The organism is Fusibacter paucivorans, from assembly GCF_018390735.1.
Taxonomy (GTDB): domain Bacteria; phylum Bacillota; class Clostridia; order Peptostreptococcales; family Acidaminobacteraceae; genus Fusibacter; species Fusibacter paucivorans.
This window is the reverse complement of sequence record NZ_JAHBCL010000009.1, coordinates 105,399-121,573: the sequence shown is the minus strand read 5'-3', so window position 1 is coordinate 121,573 and position 16,175 is coordinate 105,399. Positions and strand designations below refer to the sequence as shown.

13 protein-coding genes are annotated in these 16,175 nt (G+C 43.8%); 11 read left to right on the top strand and 2 right to left on the bottom strand.

Going from position 1 to position 16,175, the window contains the following annotated elements:
- Nucleotides 1-147: 147 nt before the first annotated feature.
- The 4 genes from KHM83_RS06775 (at nucleotide 148) to KHM83_RS06760 (ending at nucleotide 3,770) form a co-directional block, all read left to right on the top strand.
- Nucleotides 148-1,143 (top strand): 2-hydroxyacid dehydrogenase, encoded by a 996-nt coding sequence (locus KHM83_RS06775; protein WP_213236223.1) that lies wholly within the window; start codon nucleotides 148-150, stop codon nucleotides 1,141-1,143.
- Nucleotides 1,144-1,246: 103 nt separating this feature from the next.
- A complete protein-coding gene (locus tag KHM83_RS06770; protein ID WP_213236221.1) occupies nucleotides 1,247-1,954 on the top strand; it encodes an RraA family protein in 708 nt (235 codons plus the stop codon).
- Nucleotides 1,955-1,969: 15 nt separating this feature from the next.
- Nucleotides 1,970-2,782, top strand: coding sequence for a transketolase (locus tag KHM83_RS06765; RefSeq protein WP_213236220.1), 813 nt, complete (start codon nucleotides 1,970-1,972; stop codon nucleotides 2,780-2,782).
- Between the two features lie 16 nt (nucleotides 2,783-2,798).
- Nucleotides 2,799-3,770: a transketolase family protein gene (locus KHM83_RS06760; RefSeq protein WP_246542918.1), complete on the top strand. Its 972-nt coding sequence runs from the start codon at nucleotides 2,799-2,801 to the stop codon at nucleotides 3,768-3,770.
- A 195-nt stretch (nucleotides 3,771-3,965) separates the two neighbouring features.
- Here the strand turns inward: KHM83_RS06760 and KHM83_RS06755 are convergent, their stop codons facing one another.
- On the bottom strand, nucleotides 3,966-4,946 hold the full coding sequence (locus KHM83_RS06755; protein WP_213236218.1) for a C-terminal binding protein: 981 nt from the start codon (nucleotides 4,944-4,946) through the stop codon (nucleotides 3,966-3,968).
- 529 nt (nucleotides 4,947-5,475) lie between these two features.
- Between KHM83_RS06755 and KHM83_RS06750 the strand changes: the two genes are divergently transcribed.
- The 3 genes from KHM83_RS06750 to KHM83_RS06740 all read left to right on the top strand — a co-directional run bounded on the left by KHM83_RS06750 (nucleotide 5,476) and on the right by KHM83_RS06740 (nucleotide 8,365).
- Nucleotides 5,476-6,591 (top strand): ABC transporter ATP-binding protein, encoded by a 1,116-nt coding sequence (locus tag KHM83_RS06750; protein ID WP_213236217.1) that lies wholly within the window; start codon nucleotides 5,476-5,478, stop codon nucleotides 6,589-6,591.
- A gap of 150 nt (nucleotides 6,592-6,741) precedes the next feature.
- The gene (locus KHM83_RS06745) at nucleotides 6,742-7,434 is read left to right on the top strand and encodes an ABC transporter permease (protein ID WP_213236215.1); all 693 of its coding nucleotides are present in this window, start codon (nucleotides 6,742-6,744) and stop codon (nucleotides 7,432-7,434) included.
- Nucleotides 7,435-7,456: 22 nt separating this feature from the next.
- Entirely contained in the window at nucleotides 7,457-8,365 is a 909-nt protein-coding gene (locus tag KHM83_RS06740; protein WP_213236214.1) for a glycine betaine ABC transporter substrate-binding protein, read from the top strand.
- A gap of 247 nt (nucleotides 8,366-8,612) precedes the next feature.
- Here the strand turns inward: KHM83_RS06740 and KHM83_RS06735 are convergent, their stop codons facing one another.
- The gene (locus KHM83_RS06735) at nucleotides 8,613-9,260 is read right to left on the bottom strand and encodes a GntR family transcriptional regulator (protein WP_213236213.1); all 648 of its coding nucleotides are present in this window, start codon (nucleotides 9,258-9,260) and stop codon (nucleotides 8,613-8,615) included.
- A gap of 275 nt (nucleotides 9,261-9,535) precedes the next feature.
- On the opposite strand from KHM83_RS06735, the gene KHM83_RS06730 reads away from it, so the two are divergent.
- From KHM83_RS06730 to KHM83_RS06715, 4 genes are all read left to right on the top strand, one after another.
- On the top strand, nucleotides 9,536-11,173 hold the full coding sequence (locus tag KHM83_RS06730; protein WP_213236211.1) for a thiamine pyrophosphate-binding protein: 1,638 nt from the start codon (nucleotides 9,536-9,538) through the stop codon (nucleotides 11,171-11,173).
- Nucleotide 11,174: 1 nt separating this feature from the next.
- Entirely contained in the window at nucleotides 11,175-12,278 is a 1,104-nt protein-coding gene (gene hisC, locus KHM83_RS06725; protein ID WP_213236210.1) for a histidinol-phosphate transaminase, read from the top strand.
- Nucleotides 12,279-12,391: 113 nt separating this feature from the next.
- Entirely contained in the window at nucleotides 12,392-13,864 is a 1,473-nt protein-coding gene (locus KHM83_RS06720; protein WP_213236208.1) for an aldehyde dehydrogenase family protein, read from the top strand.
- 264 nt (nucleotides 13,865-14,128) lie between these two features.
- Nucleotides 14,129-15,991: a sigma-54-dependent Fis family transcriptional regulator gene (locus KHM83_RS06715; protein ID WP_213236207.1), complete on the top strand. Its 1,863-nt coding sequence runs from the start codon at nucleotides 14,129-14,131 to the stop codon at nucleotides 15,989-15,991.
- Nucleotides 15,992-16,175: the final 184 nt, after the last annotated feature.

The following is a 16,175-nucleotide window of genomic DNA, read 5'->3' as shown; positions in this document are numbered from 1 at the left end:
ATCTTGCGATTAGATGCGATTAAACACCGGTTTAACATAGTTTTTTTATTATGGAAACAATAATATATATGGTATTTTACTTCTGACCATTAGAGCCGATATAATGAAATCAATAATGAGACGACAATGGCTAAAAGGAGGCAAAAGATGAGCCAAAAAAAGATAATGTATCTATCGAGAAATTTTCCGGCGATACTCACAGATATGATGGCGCCGCATTTTGATTTAAGGATTAATGAAGCAGATATTTTAGAATCTCGAGCAACATTCTTGAAAAAAATAGAAGGGGCCTCTGTGCTTGTCGTGGACTCAAGGGTGAAAATTGACGCTGAAGCGATGCAGGCGGCGGGGCCATCGCTGGCGATGATTTCAAACTATGCTGTGGGTTACAACAACATTGATATTGCAGAGGCGACTAAGCGCGGCATTTTAGTGACGAATACACCTGGTGTTGTCAATGATGCAACGGCAGATATTGCATGGGGATTGCTTTTCAGCATTGCCAGACGCGTTGCAGAAGGCGATCGCATGATTCGCAAAGGACAGTCGTGGGAATGGACGCCAAAGTTTTTTCTTGGAAAAGATATTGTCGGTAGAACACTTGGCATTATTGGTGCAGGACGCGTTGGTATGATGATGGCGAAGCGGTCAGTAGGGTTTAATATGAATGTTATTTATGCAGATGCCTATCCAAATGAAATAATGGAGAAAACGTTAAATGCAAAACGTGTACAGCTTGAAACGCTTTATGAAATGGCTGATTTTATCTCTGTTCATACACCGCTCACACCAGAGACGAAACACATGATCAATGATGAAGCTTTTGATCGTATGAAGACATCTGCAATCCTAATCAATACATCACGGGGCCCAGTCGTAGATGAAAAGGCATTGATCAGGGCATTGAAATCGGGAAAAATATGGGGGGCAGGGCTAGATGTCTTTGAAAATGAACCGATTTTAAATGCTGATCTTTTTGAACTAGAGAACCTCGTCATGACACCCCATATCGGTACGGCAACAGAACAGACGCGATATCAAATGGCAGAACTTGCAGCCAATAACGTGCTTGATTTTTTACAGGGTAAAGTGCCGAAGGGCATTATTAATAGAGAAGTCATGTCAATTAATAAAAACACTTAACGGGCAGTGTACATTGGCTTTCGGCACAACAATCTGAAAATAGCGGCATACGACGCATACCGCAGTGACTGCACCGGAATGAACAATGTAGAGAGGGGGCATTATGGCAAGATTAACTGAAATGCAGCTAAGCGTGTTAAGCAATTTTGATACACCTACAGTCTGTAATGCGATCGAGCGATTTCAACTGCGTTCGCATACAGAGGGATTTGCGCATCCGGGGATGGTTCTGAGAACATCTCAAACGCGCGCCATGGTAGCATATGCTGTCACGGCAAAACTTTCAAGCTGGACACCGGCAACGGCAAGTCAGAAAGCAATGATGTTCGATTATTATGAAGATGTCTTAAAAGTTGATGTACCGACTGTCGCCGTCATGCAGGATATTGACGAAGTCAGAATAGGCACTTTTTGGGGAGAGGTGCAGGCGACGACATTTAAAGCGTTGGGTGCAATTGGTACGATAACCGATGGCGGTATCAGAGATTTGTCGGATGTGGATGCGCTGGGGTTTTACTGCTTTTCTACAGAACTGATGGTTGCCAGAGCAGAAGCACATCTCGTTGAACGAAATACCCCCGTGACGATAAGAAAGTTAATGATTCATCCAGGTGACCTCATCCATGCGGACGGACATGGTATAACGGTGATTCCGCATGAAATTGCACCAATGCTTGCTGAGGCATGTCAAGGGATATGCGATGCAGAAAAATATGTCTTAGAGCCGTGCCGGAAAGCTGTCGCTGAAGGTCAAAGACCGGGAATAAACCAAATTAAAGCGTGGCGTGAACAAATGAATAAACGAAGATAAAGGAGGTACGAAGCGTTGAATGCTGAACAGCTTATGCAAAAGAATCAGGCGTTGAGGATTAGTATTCTCAAAATGCTTGCGACTGCCAAATCAGGACATCCGGGGGGATCGCTGTCTGCAATTGACATCATCAGCGTTCTCTATCATCAAGTGTTAAAGCATGATCCCAAGAAACCGCAATGGCCGGAACGCGATCGGTTTATCCTGTCAAAAGGACATGTTTGTCCGGCACATTATGCAGTATTAGCCGATCAAGGTTACTTTGATCCGGTGGCACTTGATACCTTAAGACAATATGGTTCAATCTTGCAGGGACATCCCAGCATGCATCATACGCCCGGTGTAGAAGTGTCCGGCGGTTCATTGGGACAAGGCTTATCAATCGCCGTTGGCATGGCGCTTGGTGCTAAAATTAGTCATGAGGCTTTTCGCGTTTACTGTATGATGGGTGATGGCGAACTTCAAGAAGGGCAAATATGGGAAGCGGCAATGGCCGCCGGCTATTATAAACTGGATGGCCTATGCGGCATTGTCGATTTTAATCGCATGCAGATTGACGGTTTTACAGAAGATGTCATGTCTGTGAATCCCATTCGAGATAAGTGGATTGCCTTTAACTGGCATGTCATCGAAATAGATGGACACGACCTTACAGCCATTGAAAATGCCTTTTATCAGGCCTCAGCATACAAAGGTAAACCAACAGTGATTATCGCCAAAACAATTAAAGGAAAAGGTGTATCATTTATGGAAAACAATGCAGCGTGGCATGGGACTGCACCAAATAGCGAAGAACTGGCGAAAGCATTGACAGAGCTTGCATGCTGAGAGGAGTGAATGGTCATTGAGATATGTATCATTAAATTTCAACAGAGATAATATTGTGAAAAAGCCGACGCGTGACGGCTATGGAGAGGGTCTCGTTGAAGCAGGCAGGCGGAATCCAAAAGTCGTTGCCATTGGTGCAGACATTACGGCATCTGTCCGCGTCAATTGGTTTCAGGAGAAATACCCCGAACGTTTTATTAGTTTAGGGATTGCAGAGCAAAATCAGGTTGGCGTTGCAGCAGGTTTGAGTTTGTCAGGCCATGTGCCATTCGCAACCAACTACGGTGTCTTTCTCGCGGGTCGCGCATGGGATCAAATTAGAACCACAGTTTGCTATGGTAATTTGAATGTCAAATTCGGTGGGGCACACGGCGGGATTTCTGTAGGGCCTGACGGGGCAACACATCAGGCGTTAGAAGAAATTGCAGTGATGCGATGCCTTCCCAATATGCAGGTTGTCGTTCCCGCAGATTCAATTGAGACGCGTAAAGCGACAATTGCAGCAGCCGAAATGATTGGTCCGATTTATATTCGATTTGGCAGGGAAAAAGTACCGATTATAACGCAAGCGGAAACCCCCTTTAAGATCGGTGAAGCGTATGCGATACGGGAAGGGACAGATGTTGCCATTATCGCCTGTGGTGCGATGGTGTATGAGAGCCTTGTAGCGGCTGAACAATTAGCCGAAGAGGGGATCGAAGCAATGGTTATTAACAATCACACGATCAAACCGTTGGATGCAAAAATGTTGATTGAAGCAGCTGCACGAACCGGTGCTATTGTGACGGCGGAAGAACATCAGGTCGCAGGCGGCATGGGAAGTGCCGTGTTGGAATTGTTGGCCCAGCATTGCCCGGTGCCGGCTAAGATGGTGGGCGTTAAAGATCGATTTGGCGAATCAGGTGATCCGGACGAACTAATGGCAGCATTTGATCTAAAGCACACTGCGATTATCAATGCAGTCAAAACACTGCTAAAGCGGCAATGATGGATGACATCACATATATGTAAAAAGACGCAAATAAGGGGTGATGATTGCTAAATCATTGCCCTTTACGTGTGTCATGAGCAGTCGTTGTGCAAGTACAGCATGCGTTATAATGCAGCGTCTCAAAAAAGTAAGTGAGTGACATTGTAATTTTGGAAGACGCTTTCTTGCGAGTGGATTCCTCTGATTGCCGCGTTATCGTCGATTTAGGTAAGCAAATACTTTATCATGATCGTCTTTCAACGCATAAATGAGATTCATAATAGAGATGTGATCACAGTCGTAGATTGCTTCTTCGGAGTAAAACGCGGCATGTGGTGTAACCAGAATGCGTTCGTGACCAATTAGTGGATGCGTTTTCGGATTTGGATCTTCGGATTTTAAAACGTCCAAACCGGCATAAGCCAATCTTCCGTTTTCAATGGCTGTGAGCAATGCTGTCTCGTCAACACTTTGGCCTCTGGAAACATTGATAAAAATAGCAGGATTTTCAAGGGCACTGAAATAAGCATCATTAAAGAAATCGGTATTTTCTGCTGTGGCATTCATGTGATTGGAAATAATCGTCGCATGTTTTTGAATATAGGCATTGTCGACAAGTTTTACATTCATTGCAGCGGCTGCTGTCTCAGGGAGATAGGGATCATAAGCAATGACATTCATGTCGAAAGCCAGTGCGCGTTTGGCAACGGCCTGTCCAATTCGGCCGAGACCGTAAATCGCGAGTGTATGGGCACTTAAGCGCTTAATTGGTTTAAAAGCGGCAAAGTCCCATTGTTTTTCGATTCGTACGGCATGATCGAATGACAGCAGTTTTCGGGACAGTGCGAGCATAAGTGCCATCGTGTGATCGGCAACTTCCTGTGTACAATATTCCTTGATACTGCTGACGTAAATACCGTTTCGCGTGGCAGAATCGAGATCAATATTAGAGAAACCGGTACTGCCAATGGAAATCATTTTGAGTGATGGTGCAGCAGATAAAACCTCATCGCCAATAGGGATAAAATAAGTGAGTAGACCATCGACGCCGTCGAGATCTTGAATGAGTGTTTTCGAGTCGATATAGGGCTTTATCAAAACAGATGCTTCTGGCAAGTGCTGTGCCAGTGCGCTCACGGCATATTCTGTTGAACCTTCAAGCAGTGCGGCGTAACTGGTGATTAAAATTTTCATACATAGCTCCTTTCGGGGGTTCATTTGACATATGTGCTGATATACAATATACTATAACATAAATATATAATATATAGTATATTTATGTTATGCGTCTATTTGGCAGGCACCCTATTACCAAAATTGGTTTAAAACTGAGGTGACAGCGTCCGGTTTATGTACCGGCGCGGTAAGTATCCATTAGCCCAAGCTGTCTTGCACAGTGGGCTATTCTAGATTTTCAGACTCACTTCTGAGTCTTAAGGCAACAAACGTTTCTTCTTGAGATGGCAATCATCTCATTCTGTACAAAACATATAATCTTTTAATGTAGAAACCTAATAATTAAATATGGCTAAAGGCAAACACCTTCCTTTGGTAAAGAACAATTACGATATGTAAATATATGACATTTTTGTTTTTCTTAAGGTGTATTCGTTGTATTTTCATGTTGCTAATATAGAAGAAGTAATGTAGATAAGCGCTTGATGATTATGCCGAGCCAATATTTTTAGGTATGTGCTTGAATAGACAAACTAGGAGGCATAAGATGGTCTATTTTGAAAATGTTGAAAAGCGATATCCCGATGGGACACTGGCTGTTGACGGTTTAAATTTAGAAGTGGAATCGGGAGAATTTGTGGTGCTCATCGGCCCGAGCGGATGCGGCAAAACCACGAGCTTAAAAATGATTAACCGGCTGGAAGAATGTACAGGCGGTAAAATTTACGTCAACGGCAAAGATATTATGACGCTGAATCCCGTTAAATTGAGACGGCAGATTGGCTATGTTATTCAAGAACGCGGTTTAATGCCGCATCACACAGTTGCCGAGAATATTGCCACCGTGCCGCTCTTGCTGGGATGGCCTAAAAAGAAGATTGATGCACGTGTAGATGAGCTGCTCGATATGGCAGGGCTCCCAAAAGAAAAGTATAAGTACAGACTGCCCGCACAGATGAGCGGTGGTCAACAGCAGCGGATTGGCGTGCTCAGAGCGCTGGCATCCGACCCGGAGGTCGTTTTGATGGATGAGCCATTTGGTGCACTGGATCCAATCAGCCGTGACAACTTACAGAATGAACTTTTGACGATTCATAAAAAGCTTAAGAAAACCATTATTTTTGTTACCCATGATATCAGTGAAGCTTTGAAGCTGGCAGATCGCATTGTCCTTATGCGCCGCGGGAAAATTGAACAAATTGGAACACCGGATGAATTGATCAATAATCCTGCGACAAAATTCGTAGAAGAGTTTATCGGCAGCGATCAGCTCTCGCAAATTTCGGGTGACGCATCGGTAACGGCACTGTTGGAAGATGTCATCATGGAAGTAAATCTAAATGCTGCAATTGAAGACGTCTTGGAAGATATGCAGGATAGAGATGTAAAATCGGCACAAGTGACCGATGCCAAAAGAAGATGGCATGGATCAATCTATCTGTCAACGCTGAAAAAAGCGAAACGTGAAGGCAAGCAGCTGGTGAAAGAGACTTTGAGTGTCAACCGTAAACTCTATGTCGAGGATGGCAATCTTAAAGATGCAGCGGAAATGCTCGTCGATATGGAAGCGCCGATTCCAATTATCAACAGCGCTAACGAACTTCAAGGTATCGTAACAGAAAAAGGCATGGCGAAATACACGATTAACAAACTCATTAAGTAATCATAATTGCCGGTAAACAAAAAGCGTTGACGATGACGACCGTTTACCGCCATTATCAATGATTCTTAAGCAATAATATCAAACGACAAACGGTAAGCAGACGACTAATAAGATTGATGTATAACGACAAATGAAGGGAAGGAGCGGCCTATGAACAACCCAGGTTTTATAGAAGCTTTTATAGATTATGTTTCAAAGAACTACATGCGAATTTTAACGGCAACTGGTGAGCATATTTACATTTCATTGATTGCGCTGGCAATTACGCTGGTGACGTGTATTCCACTTGGTATCTATTTGACACGGAATGAAAAAATAGCACCTTACGTGATTTCAATTGCCAATGTCTTTCAAACAATTCCGAGCTTAGCGCTTTTGGGTTTTTTGATCTTCGTATTTGGGATCGGCAACGACAATGCAATCTGCGCACTCGTGATGTATGCCATGTTGCCGGTACTCCAAAATACTTATACGGGCATTAAGAATGTCGACAAAGCCACGGTTCAAGCGGCAAAGGGCATGGGAATGACCAATTTCCAAATTTTAATGAAAGTACAGATTCCACTGGCGCTTCCGGTTATTATCAGTGGTGTCCGCGTTGCATCGGTATGGATAATCGGAACGGCAGCACTTGCGGCTGCCATTGGCGGAGGCGGGCTCGGACGTCTTATATTCTCAGGATTATCTCTGATTCGAGATGAAATTATTTTTGCCGGGGCATTGCCAGCAACGGCTTTAGCACTCCTGACAGATATGGTGCTTAAAAAGTTTCAAAAGTATACGACGCCAGAAGAACGTGCCAAACGTATTGCCAAAAAGATGAAGGTAAATTTCAACCACTAATATAAAAAACAAGGAGTTTAACATGAAAAAGAAATTGAGAAAATCGATGGTGCTATTGTTGGTGATGAGCCTTATGGTTTTAGCGCTTGGGGGATGCAGTCAAAAGGAAGCCAAAACGCTCAACATTGCGGCTCAAAACATTAACGAGGTTGTTATTTTGGCAAATATGGCAAAATTGTTGGTGGAAGACCAAACGGATTATGAAACGACGATTAATACAGAATTCAACGGTTCTTCTGTTTTACACCAAGCCATGACACAAGGCGAGATTGATCTCTATCCAACTTGGACAGGGACACAGTTAACGGGGATTCTGCGTTATGAAGGTGAAAATATGTCTCAGCGCGATACCTATGAATATGTTAAAAAAGGTTTTGAAGATCAATTTAACATGACCTGGTCAGAACCATTTGGTTTTAACAATACGTATGTCTTCGTCGTAACGGAGGAAACAGCAGAAGAATATGGGTTGGAAACTTCATCACAATTAGCTCCATACGCACCAGAGTGGATTTTAGCCGGTGATGAAAACTTCGACACGAGACCAGATGCTTATCCGGGGTGGTCAGCGGCCTATGGGATCGAGTTTGATGAAGTGCTCCCAATGCAATACGGTCTCGTCTACCGCGCAGTTGATGCGGGTGAAGTAGATGTTGCAGTTGCCTATGCGACCGATTCAAGAATTCAGGAAATGAACCTTAAAATTTTAGAGGACGACAAAGAATTCTTCCCTGATTATAGCGGCGCATATGTTTTAAGCGAGAATGTTGTTAACAATTTCCCTGAGGTAATTGATATCGTCAATCAACTTGGCGGCTTAATTGACAACGAGCAAATGGTAGCGCTCAATTATCGTTATGACAATGGTGAAGATCCAGCAGTAATCGCTAAAGATTTCTTGCAGGAACATAATTTGATTAAATCAGAATAAGCGAATTGACAGCCTTGGCGAAAGATGATTTGAAGTACTCGAGTTAGAAGCGCTAAATTGAGAATACTCAAAAGAGACACTTCGTTAGATGCCAATGGCGATAAAGCAATGATGAACGAAAAAAACTAAAAATGGAGACAGCCTTGGCTGTCTCCATTTAAAACCTGTATAAAAAAGTGGTTCGTTTGCAATCGTGCATTTGACAACTGGCAAAATGACCGCTAAATGCGGCTGATGCAAATAATGACTACAAGAGGTCAATGTAATCAGTTGCCCAATGGACATCGCGAATGTAATTTTCAATGCCGTCTGCATCCTTGTTTTCAAAGCATTGAATAATATGGTTGTGTTCGTCATTTGTTTGAAACAGGATTTGTTGGTACTGATTTGTATTGACTTTCTGTTGATTATAGGTGATGGGAATATAGCGATAGCGCAGGGACTGTATCGTCTCAATAAGGGGAGTATTGCCGCAATTGTCAATATAAACATCGTGAAAATCCTGTTGCAGCACTAAATAGCGCTCGAAATTGCTGAATTCAATGGCGACATTGATGTTGGCGGCGATTTCTCGCATTTTTACAATTTCTTGTTTTGACATATACGGCATCGCGAGTTTAGCGGCAAAAGCGTCGAGATTGCCCATCAGTGCGTAATACTCGAGCATGTCTTCAGCTGTGACTTCGCGAACGTAAAAGCCCTTTCGCGGAATAAAATCGATGATATGATCGGTTGCCAGCATAATAAGTGCTTCACGCGCAGGCGTGCGGCTGATTTCAAGATCTTTGCATATCTTAGGTTCGTTGAGTTTTTCGTTTGGTCGCAGTTCGCCGGATTTGATTCTTTCGTTGATGTATGAGCACACGTGGTCGCGTAAAGATTTGATTTGTGACATGAAATGCCTCCAAGCATTGAAATTTTAACATATAAGCATGTTGTTGAAATGGGAATAAATAGAATATATTGAAAAATAAAAATATACAAAATATATTTGTATATTTTTTAAAACGATATATAAATATATAATATATTATTTGTTTCGTTTTTTCAAACATTGTTTTTATGAAACAACAAATGAAATGACAAATAACGAATGACGAACAAGCGTCCTTTAATCATACAACGATTTGGCTTGTTTTACACGAAAAATGTAATGGATGGAGGTTATGTATGAAAGAACAGATGACAACAGGTGCGGCTTTGCTCGTCGAAGCACTGCAAAATGCAGGCGTTGAGACGGTTTTTGGCATTCCTGGTGTGCACAATTTAAAAATTTACGATGCATTGACCAAAAGTAATATACGGCATATTGCAACGCGTAATGAGAGTGGTGCAGGTTTTATGGCAGACGGCTATGCAAGGCGTTCGGGGAAGGTGGGTACGGCAATCGTCATTACGGGGCCGGGACTTACCAATATCATGACACCAATGGGGCAGGCCTACCACGATTCGATTCCTATGGTCGTTATATCAAGCCAGCTTCCGACAACCATAGTTAATCAGCGTACGGGTTTTCTGCATGAACTCAAAAACAGTACGATTATGGCACAGTCTGTTACGAAGATGAGCAGGATGATTACATCGGCAGATCAGATTGAACACGCTGTTTATGAAGCTTATGCACTTGCGCAATCTGGAAGGCCGGGGCCCGTTCATTTAGAAGTACCACTGGATATTTTAGCGGAAAATGTACAATTTGGCAATACAATTAAAGCAAAAGATCAACAAGCGCCTTTTCGATACAAGGAATATCAAACCGTTGACCACGCCGTACTGGAAAAGGCGATTACACTCATTGACAGCAGTGATAATGTGGCCATCATAGCTGGCGGCGGGGCATGCGGCGCAGTCAAAGAAGTCAATCAATTAGCAGTTCACCTGTCGGCACCTGTGGTTCAAACATGCGCCGGGAAGGGGATCGTTTCAGATTTTCATCCGCTTAGCATGGGAACGCGACTGCCATTTGCAGGTATACGCGCTTTTCTGGAGGAGCAGGATGTGGTGATTGCCATTGGAACACAACTGGCACCGACAGATTTGTGGGAAATGGATTTATCACTTAAGGGAAAACTCATTCAGATTGATATTGATTCAGAAGCTTTTTACATGAATATACCGTCAGACCTTGGACTAAAAGGTGATGCAAAAGTAATGACGGCAGTATTGCTCGAAAAAGTTCAGCCGAAGCGTCGCGACATTGAGGAGACGGTAAAGGCATTAAAGGACGAGGCCATTCAAACGGGGCCTGCTGTTACAGGCAATACAAAGACGTACCACATTGCCATGGATTTTATTGAAGCGGCTGAAAGTGCATTGGGTGAAGACGGTGTATTGGTGGCTGACATGACAACAGCGGCTTATATAGCCTTAAGTGAATACCACGCTCAGACGGCGCGAAGTTTCTTGCATCCCGTCGGCTTCGGGACGCTCGGTTATGCAATGCCCGCCGCCATCGGTGCGAAAGTCGCCGATCCGGATCAATCAATCATCGCGCTTAATGGCGACGGCGGTTTCCAATTTACCATGCAGGAGCTCGCTGTGGCCTGTACACTAAAATTGCCGCTTCCGGTTGTCATATGGAATAACGGGGGGTATGGTGAAATTAAACGAAATGAACAGGCAATGGCTTTTGAGACGCTCATTGCAGTCGATCAGCAAAATCCGGACTTTACAGCACTGGCTGCTGCTTATGGAATAGAGGGGATTCGCGTACACAATAAAACAGAACTTTTAGACGTACTGACAAAGAGCCTGAAAAAACAGGCGCCAACAGTGATTGAAATCAACGTTGAAAAATGGGAAGGGTGATATGTTGCTAAAAGGTATTCGAAAAGAAGTTGAAAACGTCAATCCCTATATCGCCGGGATGACCATTGATGAAGTAAAAGAAGCTTATGGACTTGAAGAGATTATCAAGCTGGGATCTAATGAAAATGCTTACGGCCCGTTCAAGCATGCCAAGCAAGCGATGATTGATGAAATCAATCAGCTCTTCATGTATCCTGATAAAACGTATGAAACCCTTAAAATACAATTGGCAAAGCTTTATGATGTTTCGCCGTCGCAGTTGGCATTGTCTCATGGTGCAGGCGGGATGCTGGAAACATTGGCGCGAACATTTATCGAAAAAGATGATGAAGTACTGCTGCCCGATCAAACTTATGGCCTCTATCGGGAAATTACCCATTTGATGGGTGGTAAGATTGTTAGCGTTCCGCTGGATTCGGCTTATCGCATTGACATTGAGGCGATGATTCAGAAAATGACGCCAAAGACTAAGCTCATTTGGTTATGCAATCCCAATAACCCAACGGGGACAGTTATTGCAAAAGATGATTTTGATCGTTTATTAGCGCAGATGAATCCACATACATGGCTCGTACTGGATGAGGCTTATGCCGAATTTGCAGCACAGCACGTACTGCCTGACGCGATTGATAAAATTGCAGATGGGCATAATATTATTATCGTTCGAACTTTTTCAAAGGCATATGCGCTGGCAGGCGCACGTGTGGGCTATGCCATTGCGAGTCCTGAGATGATAAAAGTGATCGAAACCGTGGCGGAACCGTTTAATGCAAATCGCATCGGTCTGGCAGGCGCGATTGCGACCTTGAAAGAAGATCAGCAGGAATACCAGCAGGCACTGGATGCCATTGTCAAAGATCGCGAAGTCTTAATGGAAGCGCTGAATGCATTGGGGATTCAATGTGTGCCGTCACATGCAAATTTTATCTTTTGCAGAACGCCATATGACGTGGCGCAGCTTTCAGAGCAATTACTCTTGAAAGGCGTGATTATAAGACCGTGTACAGGCTGGGGCTACCCCGATGCCTTTCGGATAACGGTGGGAACGACTGCCGAAAATGAACGTTTCTTAGCAATTTTTAAAGAAGTCATCAAAGCGCTTTAATGGCGCCGTAGCATTGCTTGGAAGCGATCATATTATTTGAGGTGAAGCATGAATCTAATCGGCAACACGAGCATACGGCAAAAGCAATCATTTAGAAAGGGGTGTACAATACTTTGAAAGATGAAATTAGCACATTTGATTTATTCATAGACGGACAATTTATAAAGCCGGCGGCGCAGCAGTATATTCAGGTAAAAAATCCGGCAAATGGCGAAGTGATCGCCACAGTGGCCTCTGGCACGGAAGCCGATGTCGATGCTGCCGTAGCGGCAGCCAAACGTGCAAAACAGTCGTGGAAACAACTGGGGGCAGCAGGCAGAAGCGATATACTCTTCCGCATCGGTGAATGTATCCTGGAAAACGAAGCGCGCTTAGCCCATATCGAAACCATCGACAGCGGCAAGCCCATTGTCGAGACACTTGAGGATATACGTGCCATTGCAGATCAGTTTAAATACTTTGCAGGTGTTATTCGAAGTGAATCTGGGACGTATACCAAACAGGACGGCGAACACATGACGCTTATTTCAAGAGAGCCATACGGTGTCGTTGGACAGATTATCCCTTGGAATTTTCCGTTCCTCTTAGCTGGATGGAAATTGGCACCGGCTCTTGCTGCGGGAAACTGCGTCGTTATTAAACCGGCGGAATTGACGCCGCTTTCACTTTTAGAACTGGCAGATTTAACAAAGGGCATTTTACCGCCGGGGGTTCTGAATATCGTTACAGGCCGCGGTAGCGTCGTCGGTGAGCATCTCGTACAGCATCCAGATGTTCAGAAAATCGCTTTCACAGGCTCAACCGCAGTTGGCAAGCGCATATCTAAAAGCGCAGCGGATTCTGTAATACCGCTGTCCATGGAACTCGGGGGGAAATCAGCGAATATTATTTTTCCGGATGCGCCGATGGCAAAGGCCATTGAAGGCGCGACGATGGGGATTCTCTACGGTCAGGGACAGGTTTGCAATGCTGGATCAAGGCTCTTTGTCCACCAGTCGATTTATGATGAAACGGTGGCGGCACTCGTTGCGCATTTTAAAAAAGTCAAAGTGGGCGATCCGCTTGATGAAGCAACGCGAATGGGCACGTTGATAAGTGAGGCGCAGCTTGAAGTTGTCTCAAATTACGTTGAAACGGGCATAGCAGAAGGTGCGAAGCTGGCCTATGGCGGCAAACGCATGTTGGAGGCGCCATTTGACAAAGGTTACTACTTTGAACCGACGCTCTTCACACATGTCACCAATGAGATGCGCATTGCTCAAGAGGAAATCTTCGGTCCTGTACTGGTGGTCATTCCATTTGACAGTGATGAAGACGTGATTAAGATGGCAAACGATTCCGAGTACGGCTTGGCAGGTGCATGTTGGACACGCGATATCTATAAGGGACTTAAAATTGCAGCAGCTATTGAGACCGGGCTCTTCTGGATTAACGAATACCACTTAGCACCATCCGGTACACCATTTGGCGGATTTAAAAAGTCCGGCTATGGACGCGACAACGATAAATCGGCACTGGAAGCCTACAGTCAAATCAAGACGATTTACATCAGCTTATCTGACACACCAGTTGGTTGGTATCAATAGATGGGCGGTAAATAGGCGGTTTTGGATCGATGGCTGTCGACGATATGAGTGTGATAAAAGAATACCTAGTCGCATAAAAAGATTGAATTTGTTTCAATTTGATAATAAAATAATAAAAGCTATTAATCCGAGGCACTAAATGACGAAGCACGCCTAAAGCGTCCGTTTTTTGAGTGCCTTGCATTATTTTTGCAGTGTGTGCTTGTTTGCAGCATATACGAATGGCGTAATCAAAAGCTGAGTTTAGAATGAAGGAGCAGTCAAATGGCGCGAATCGGAATGATTTTACCTTATCCAGCATTGTATAAAGAGGCAAAGGAGATACTGAAAAAAGTTTCGGATATTGATGTGCAGCATGGTTTTTTAAGCGGGGCGATCCCAGTGGCAAAAGCGATGATTAACAATGGAGCCGAGGTGCTGATTAGTCGAGGCGGGACATCTGACTATTTGAACAAAGCATTTGAAACCATTCCGATCATTGATATTGAAGTCAATAGCTATGACATTGCAGAGGCGATTATTCGTGCCCAAAAACATGATCCGCATATAGCGTTAATTGTATTTAAGACGATGCTGTATGAAGGCCGTAATCTTTCAGATATTTTTGACTGCGACATTAAGACTTATTATCTCGAAAAGGAAGAGGACGCGACGATGGCGATTGGCGCCGCTATTAATGATGGTTATCGAACACTCGTCGGCGGCAGAATTGTCGACAACGTCGCGTGTAATTTTCCGGTTAAAACGTTTATGATTCGGTCTGAAGTCGATTCGATTGTTGCAGCCGTCAGGCAGGGACAACAGATTTTAAAGGCTAAGGACGAATCGCTTCGAAATCTCAATCTGATTCGTGAGGTCGTTCAGAATACGTATATCGGCATTATTGCGGTTAACGAATCCAATGAGGTTAAGATTGCGAATATTAAAGCAATGGCGCTATTGAAAAAAGAACGTGAACAAGTCATCGGCACCGATGTCTACCAATTGCTCTCGATGCCCAGTGATTGTGCAGATGGCAACTTTCTGGCAGAATGCAACGGTGAGCATCTCGTCATCAACAAAAAGACACAGCATATTCAAGCGATTGACATTGGTGCGCTATTTACCATTGAGCGCTCTTCAGAAATCAATGAAAAGGAGCGAGACCTTCGAAAACTCTATGTAAAAAAGGGCTATAAAGCAAAGTATAGCTTTAACGATATCAAAGGTTCCAGCGATGCCATCTGCGAAGCTGTAAAAATTTCCAAACGTTTTGCAAAAGCGGATTCCACAGTGCTCATTATCGGTGAAACGGGAACGGGAAAAGAGATGTTCGCTCAGAGTATCCATAACGACAGCAATCGAAAGCAAGGGCCTTTTGTCGCTGTCAATTGTGCAGCATTAACGGATAGTTTGCTTGAAAGCGAACTCTTTGGTTATGTAAAGGGTGCTTTTACAGGAGCGTCGTCTGAGGGGAAAGAAGGTTTATTTGAGATGGCCCACGGCGGTACGATTTTTCTCGATGAAATCTCCGAGGTGTCGCTGACGACGCAGGCAAAACTGCTTCGCGTGTTGCAGGAAAGGGAAATCATGCGCATCGGGGACAATAAAATCATTCCGGTTGATGTGCGTATTATTGCAGCGACCAATCGTGATTTGCATGTACTCATCGAAAACGGCGTATTCCGAAATGATCTTTATTATCGGCTCAGTGTTTTGAAAGTTTCCATACCGCCAGTGAGAAAACGCATTGGAGATGTAGAATTACTGATCAAAGAATTTTTAAAATACTATACCATAAGTTTACAGCGTGAAATGCCTATACTTGACAAGCAATGCTTTGATGTCTTGAGACACCATGCGTGGCCCGGCAATATCAGAGAATTAAAAAACTTCGTTGAAAGGCTTTTGATTGCTTTTGACGAAACTGTTATTTTTCCGGAGATGATCTATAAAACGCTGGACATAGAGACTGAAACCGTTCGTTTCGAGAAAACAGTACTCACGGAATCGAGCGTTAAAGAAGCCTTTGAACAATATGGCAACAATAAAACCAGAGTGGCAAAAGCGCTGGGAATTGGTCGAACGACATTGTGGAAATGGCTGAAAGAGCACCCGGACTGTTTAGAGGAGCGATCGAAACAGTAAACACTTAAACAGTAAATCAATCTTACAGGACTGTTCGTGAACGCTTTCGAAACGTTCGCGAACAGTTATATAATCAATCAGAATTACCCGAAAATGGCTAAATAAGCGGATCAATGCATGTGTGGTGACTTGGCATTGATTTTGCACTAATAGATATCGAGGCTCAAAGCAGTCTCGATATTAT

Excerpts from the sequence above, each read along its gene's own strand:
- KHM83_RS06775 (WP_213236223.1), top strand. The coding sequence starts at position 148 with ATGAGCCAAAAAAAGATAATGTATCTATCGAGAAATTTTCCGGCGATA.
- KHM83_RS06770 (WP_213236221.1), top strand. The coding sequence starts at position 1,247 with ATGGCAAGATTAACTGAAATGCAGCTAAGCGTGTTAAGCAATTTTGAT.
- KHM83_RS06755 (WP_213236218.1), bottom strand. The coding sequence starts at position 4,946 with ATGAAAATTTTAATCACCAGTTACGCCGCACTGCTTGAAGGTTCAACA.
- KHM83_RS06750 (WP_213236217.1), top strand. The coding sequence starts at position 5,476 with ATGGTCTATTTTGAAAATGTTGAAAAGCGATATCCCGATGGGACACTG.
- KHM83_RS06745 (WP_213236215.1), top strand. The coding sequence starts at position 6,742 with ATGAACAACCCAGGTTTTATAGAAGCTTTTATAGATTATGTTTCAAAG.
- KHM83_RS06740 (WP_213236214.1), top strand. The coding sequence starts at position 7,457 with ATGAAAAAGAAATTGAGAAAATCGATGGTGCTATTGTTGGTGATGAGC.
- KHM83_RS06735 (WP_213236213.1), bottom strand. The coding sequence starts at position 9,260 with ATGTCACAAATCAAATCTTTACGCGACCACGTGTGCTCATACATCAAC.
- KHM83_RS06730 (WP_213236211.1), top strand. The coding sequence starts at position 9,536 with ATGAAAGAACAGATGACAACAGGTGCGGCTTTGCTCGTCGAAGCACTG.
- hisC (WP_213236210.1), top strand. The coding sequence starts at position 11,175 with ATGTTGCTAAAAGGTATTCGAAAAGAAGTTGAAAACGTCAATCCCTAT.
- KHM83_RS06715 (WP_213236207.1), top strand. The coding sequence starts at position 14,129 with ATGGCGCGAATCGGAATGATTTTACCTTATCCAGCATTGTATAAAGAG.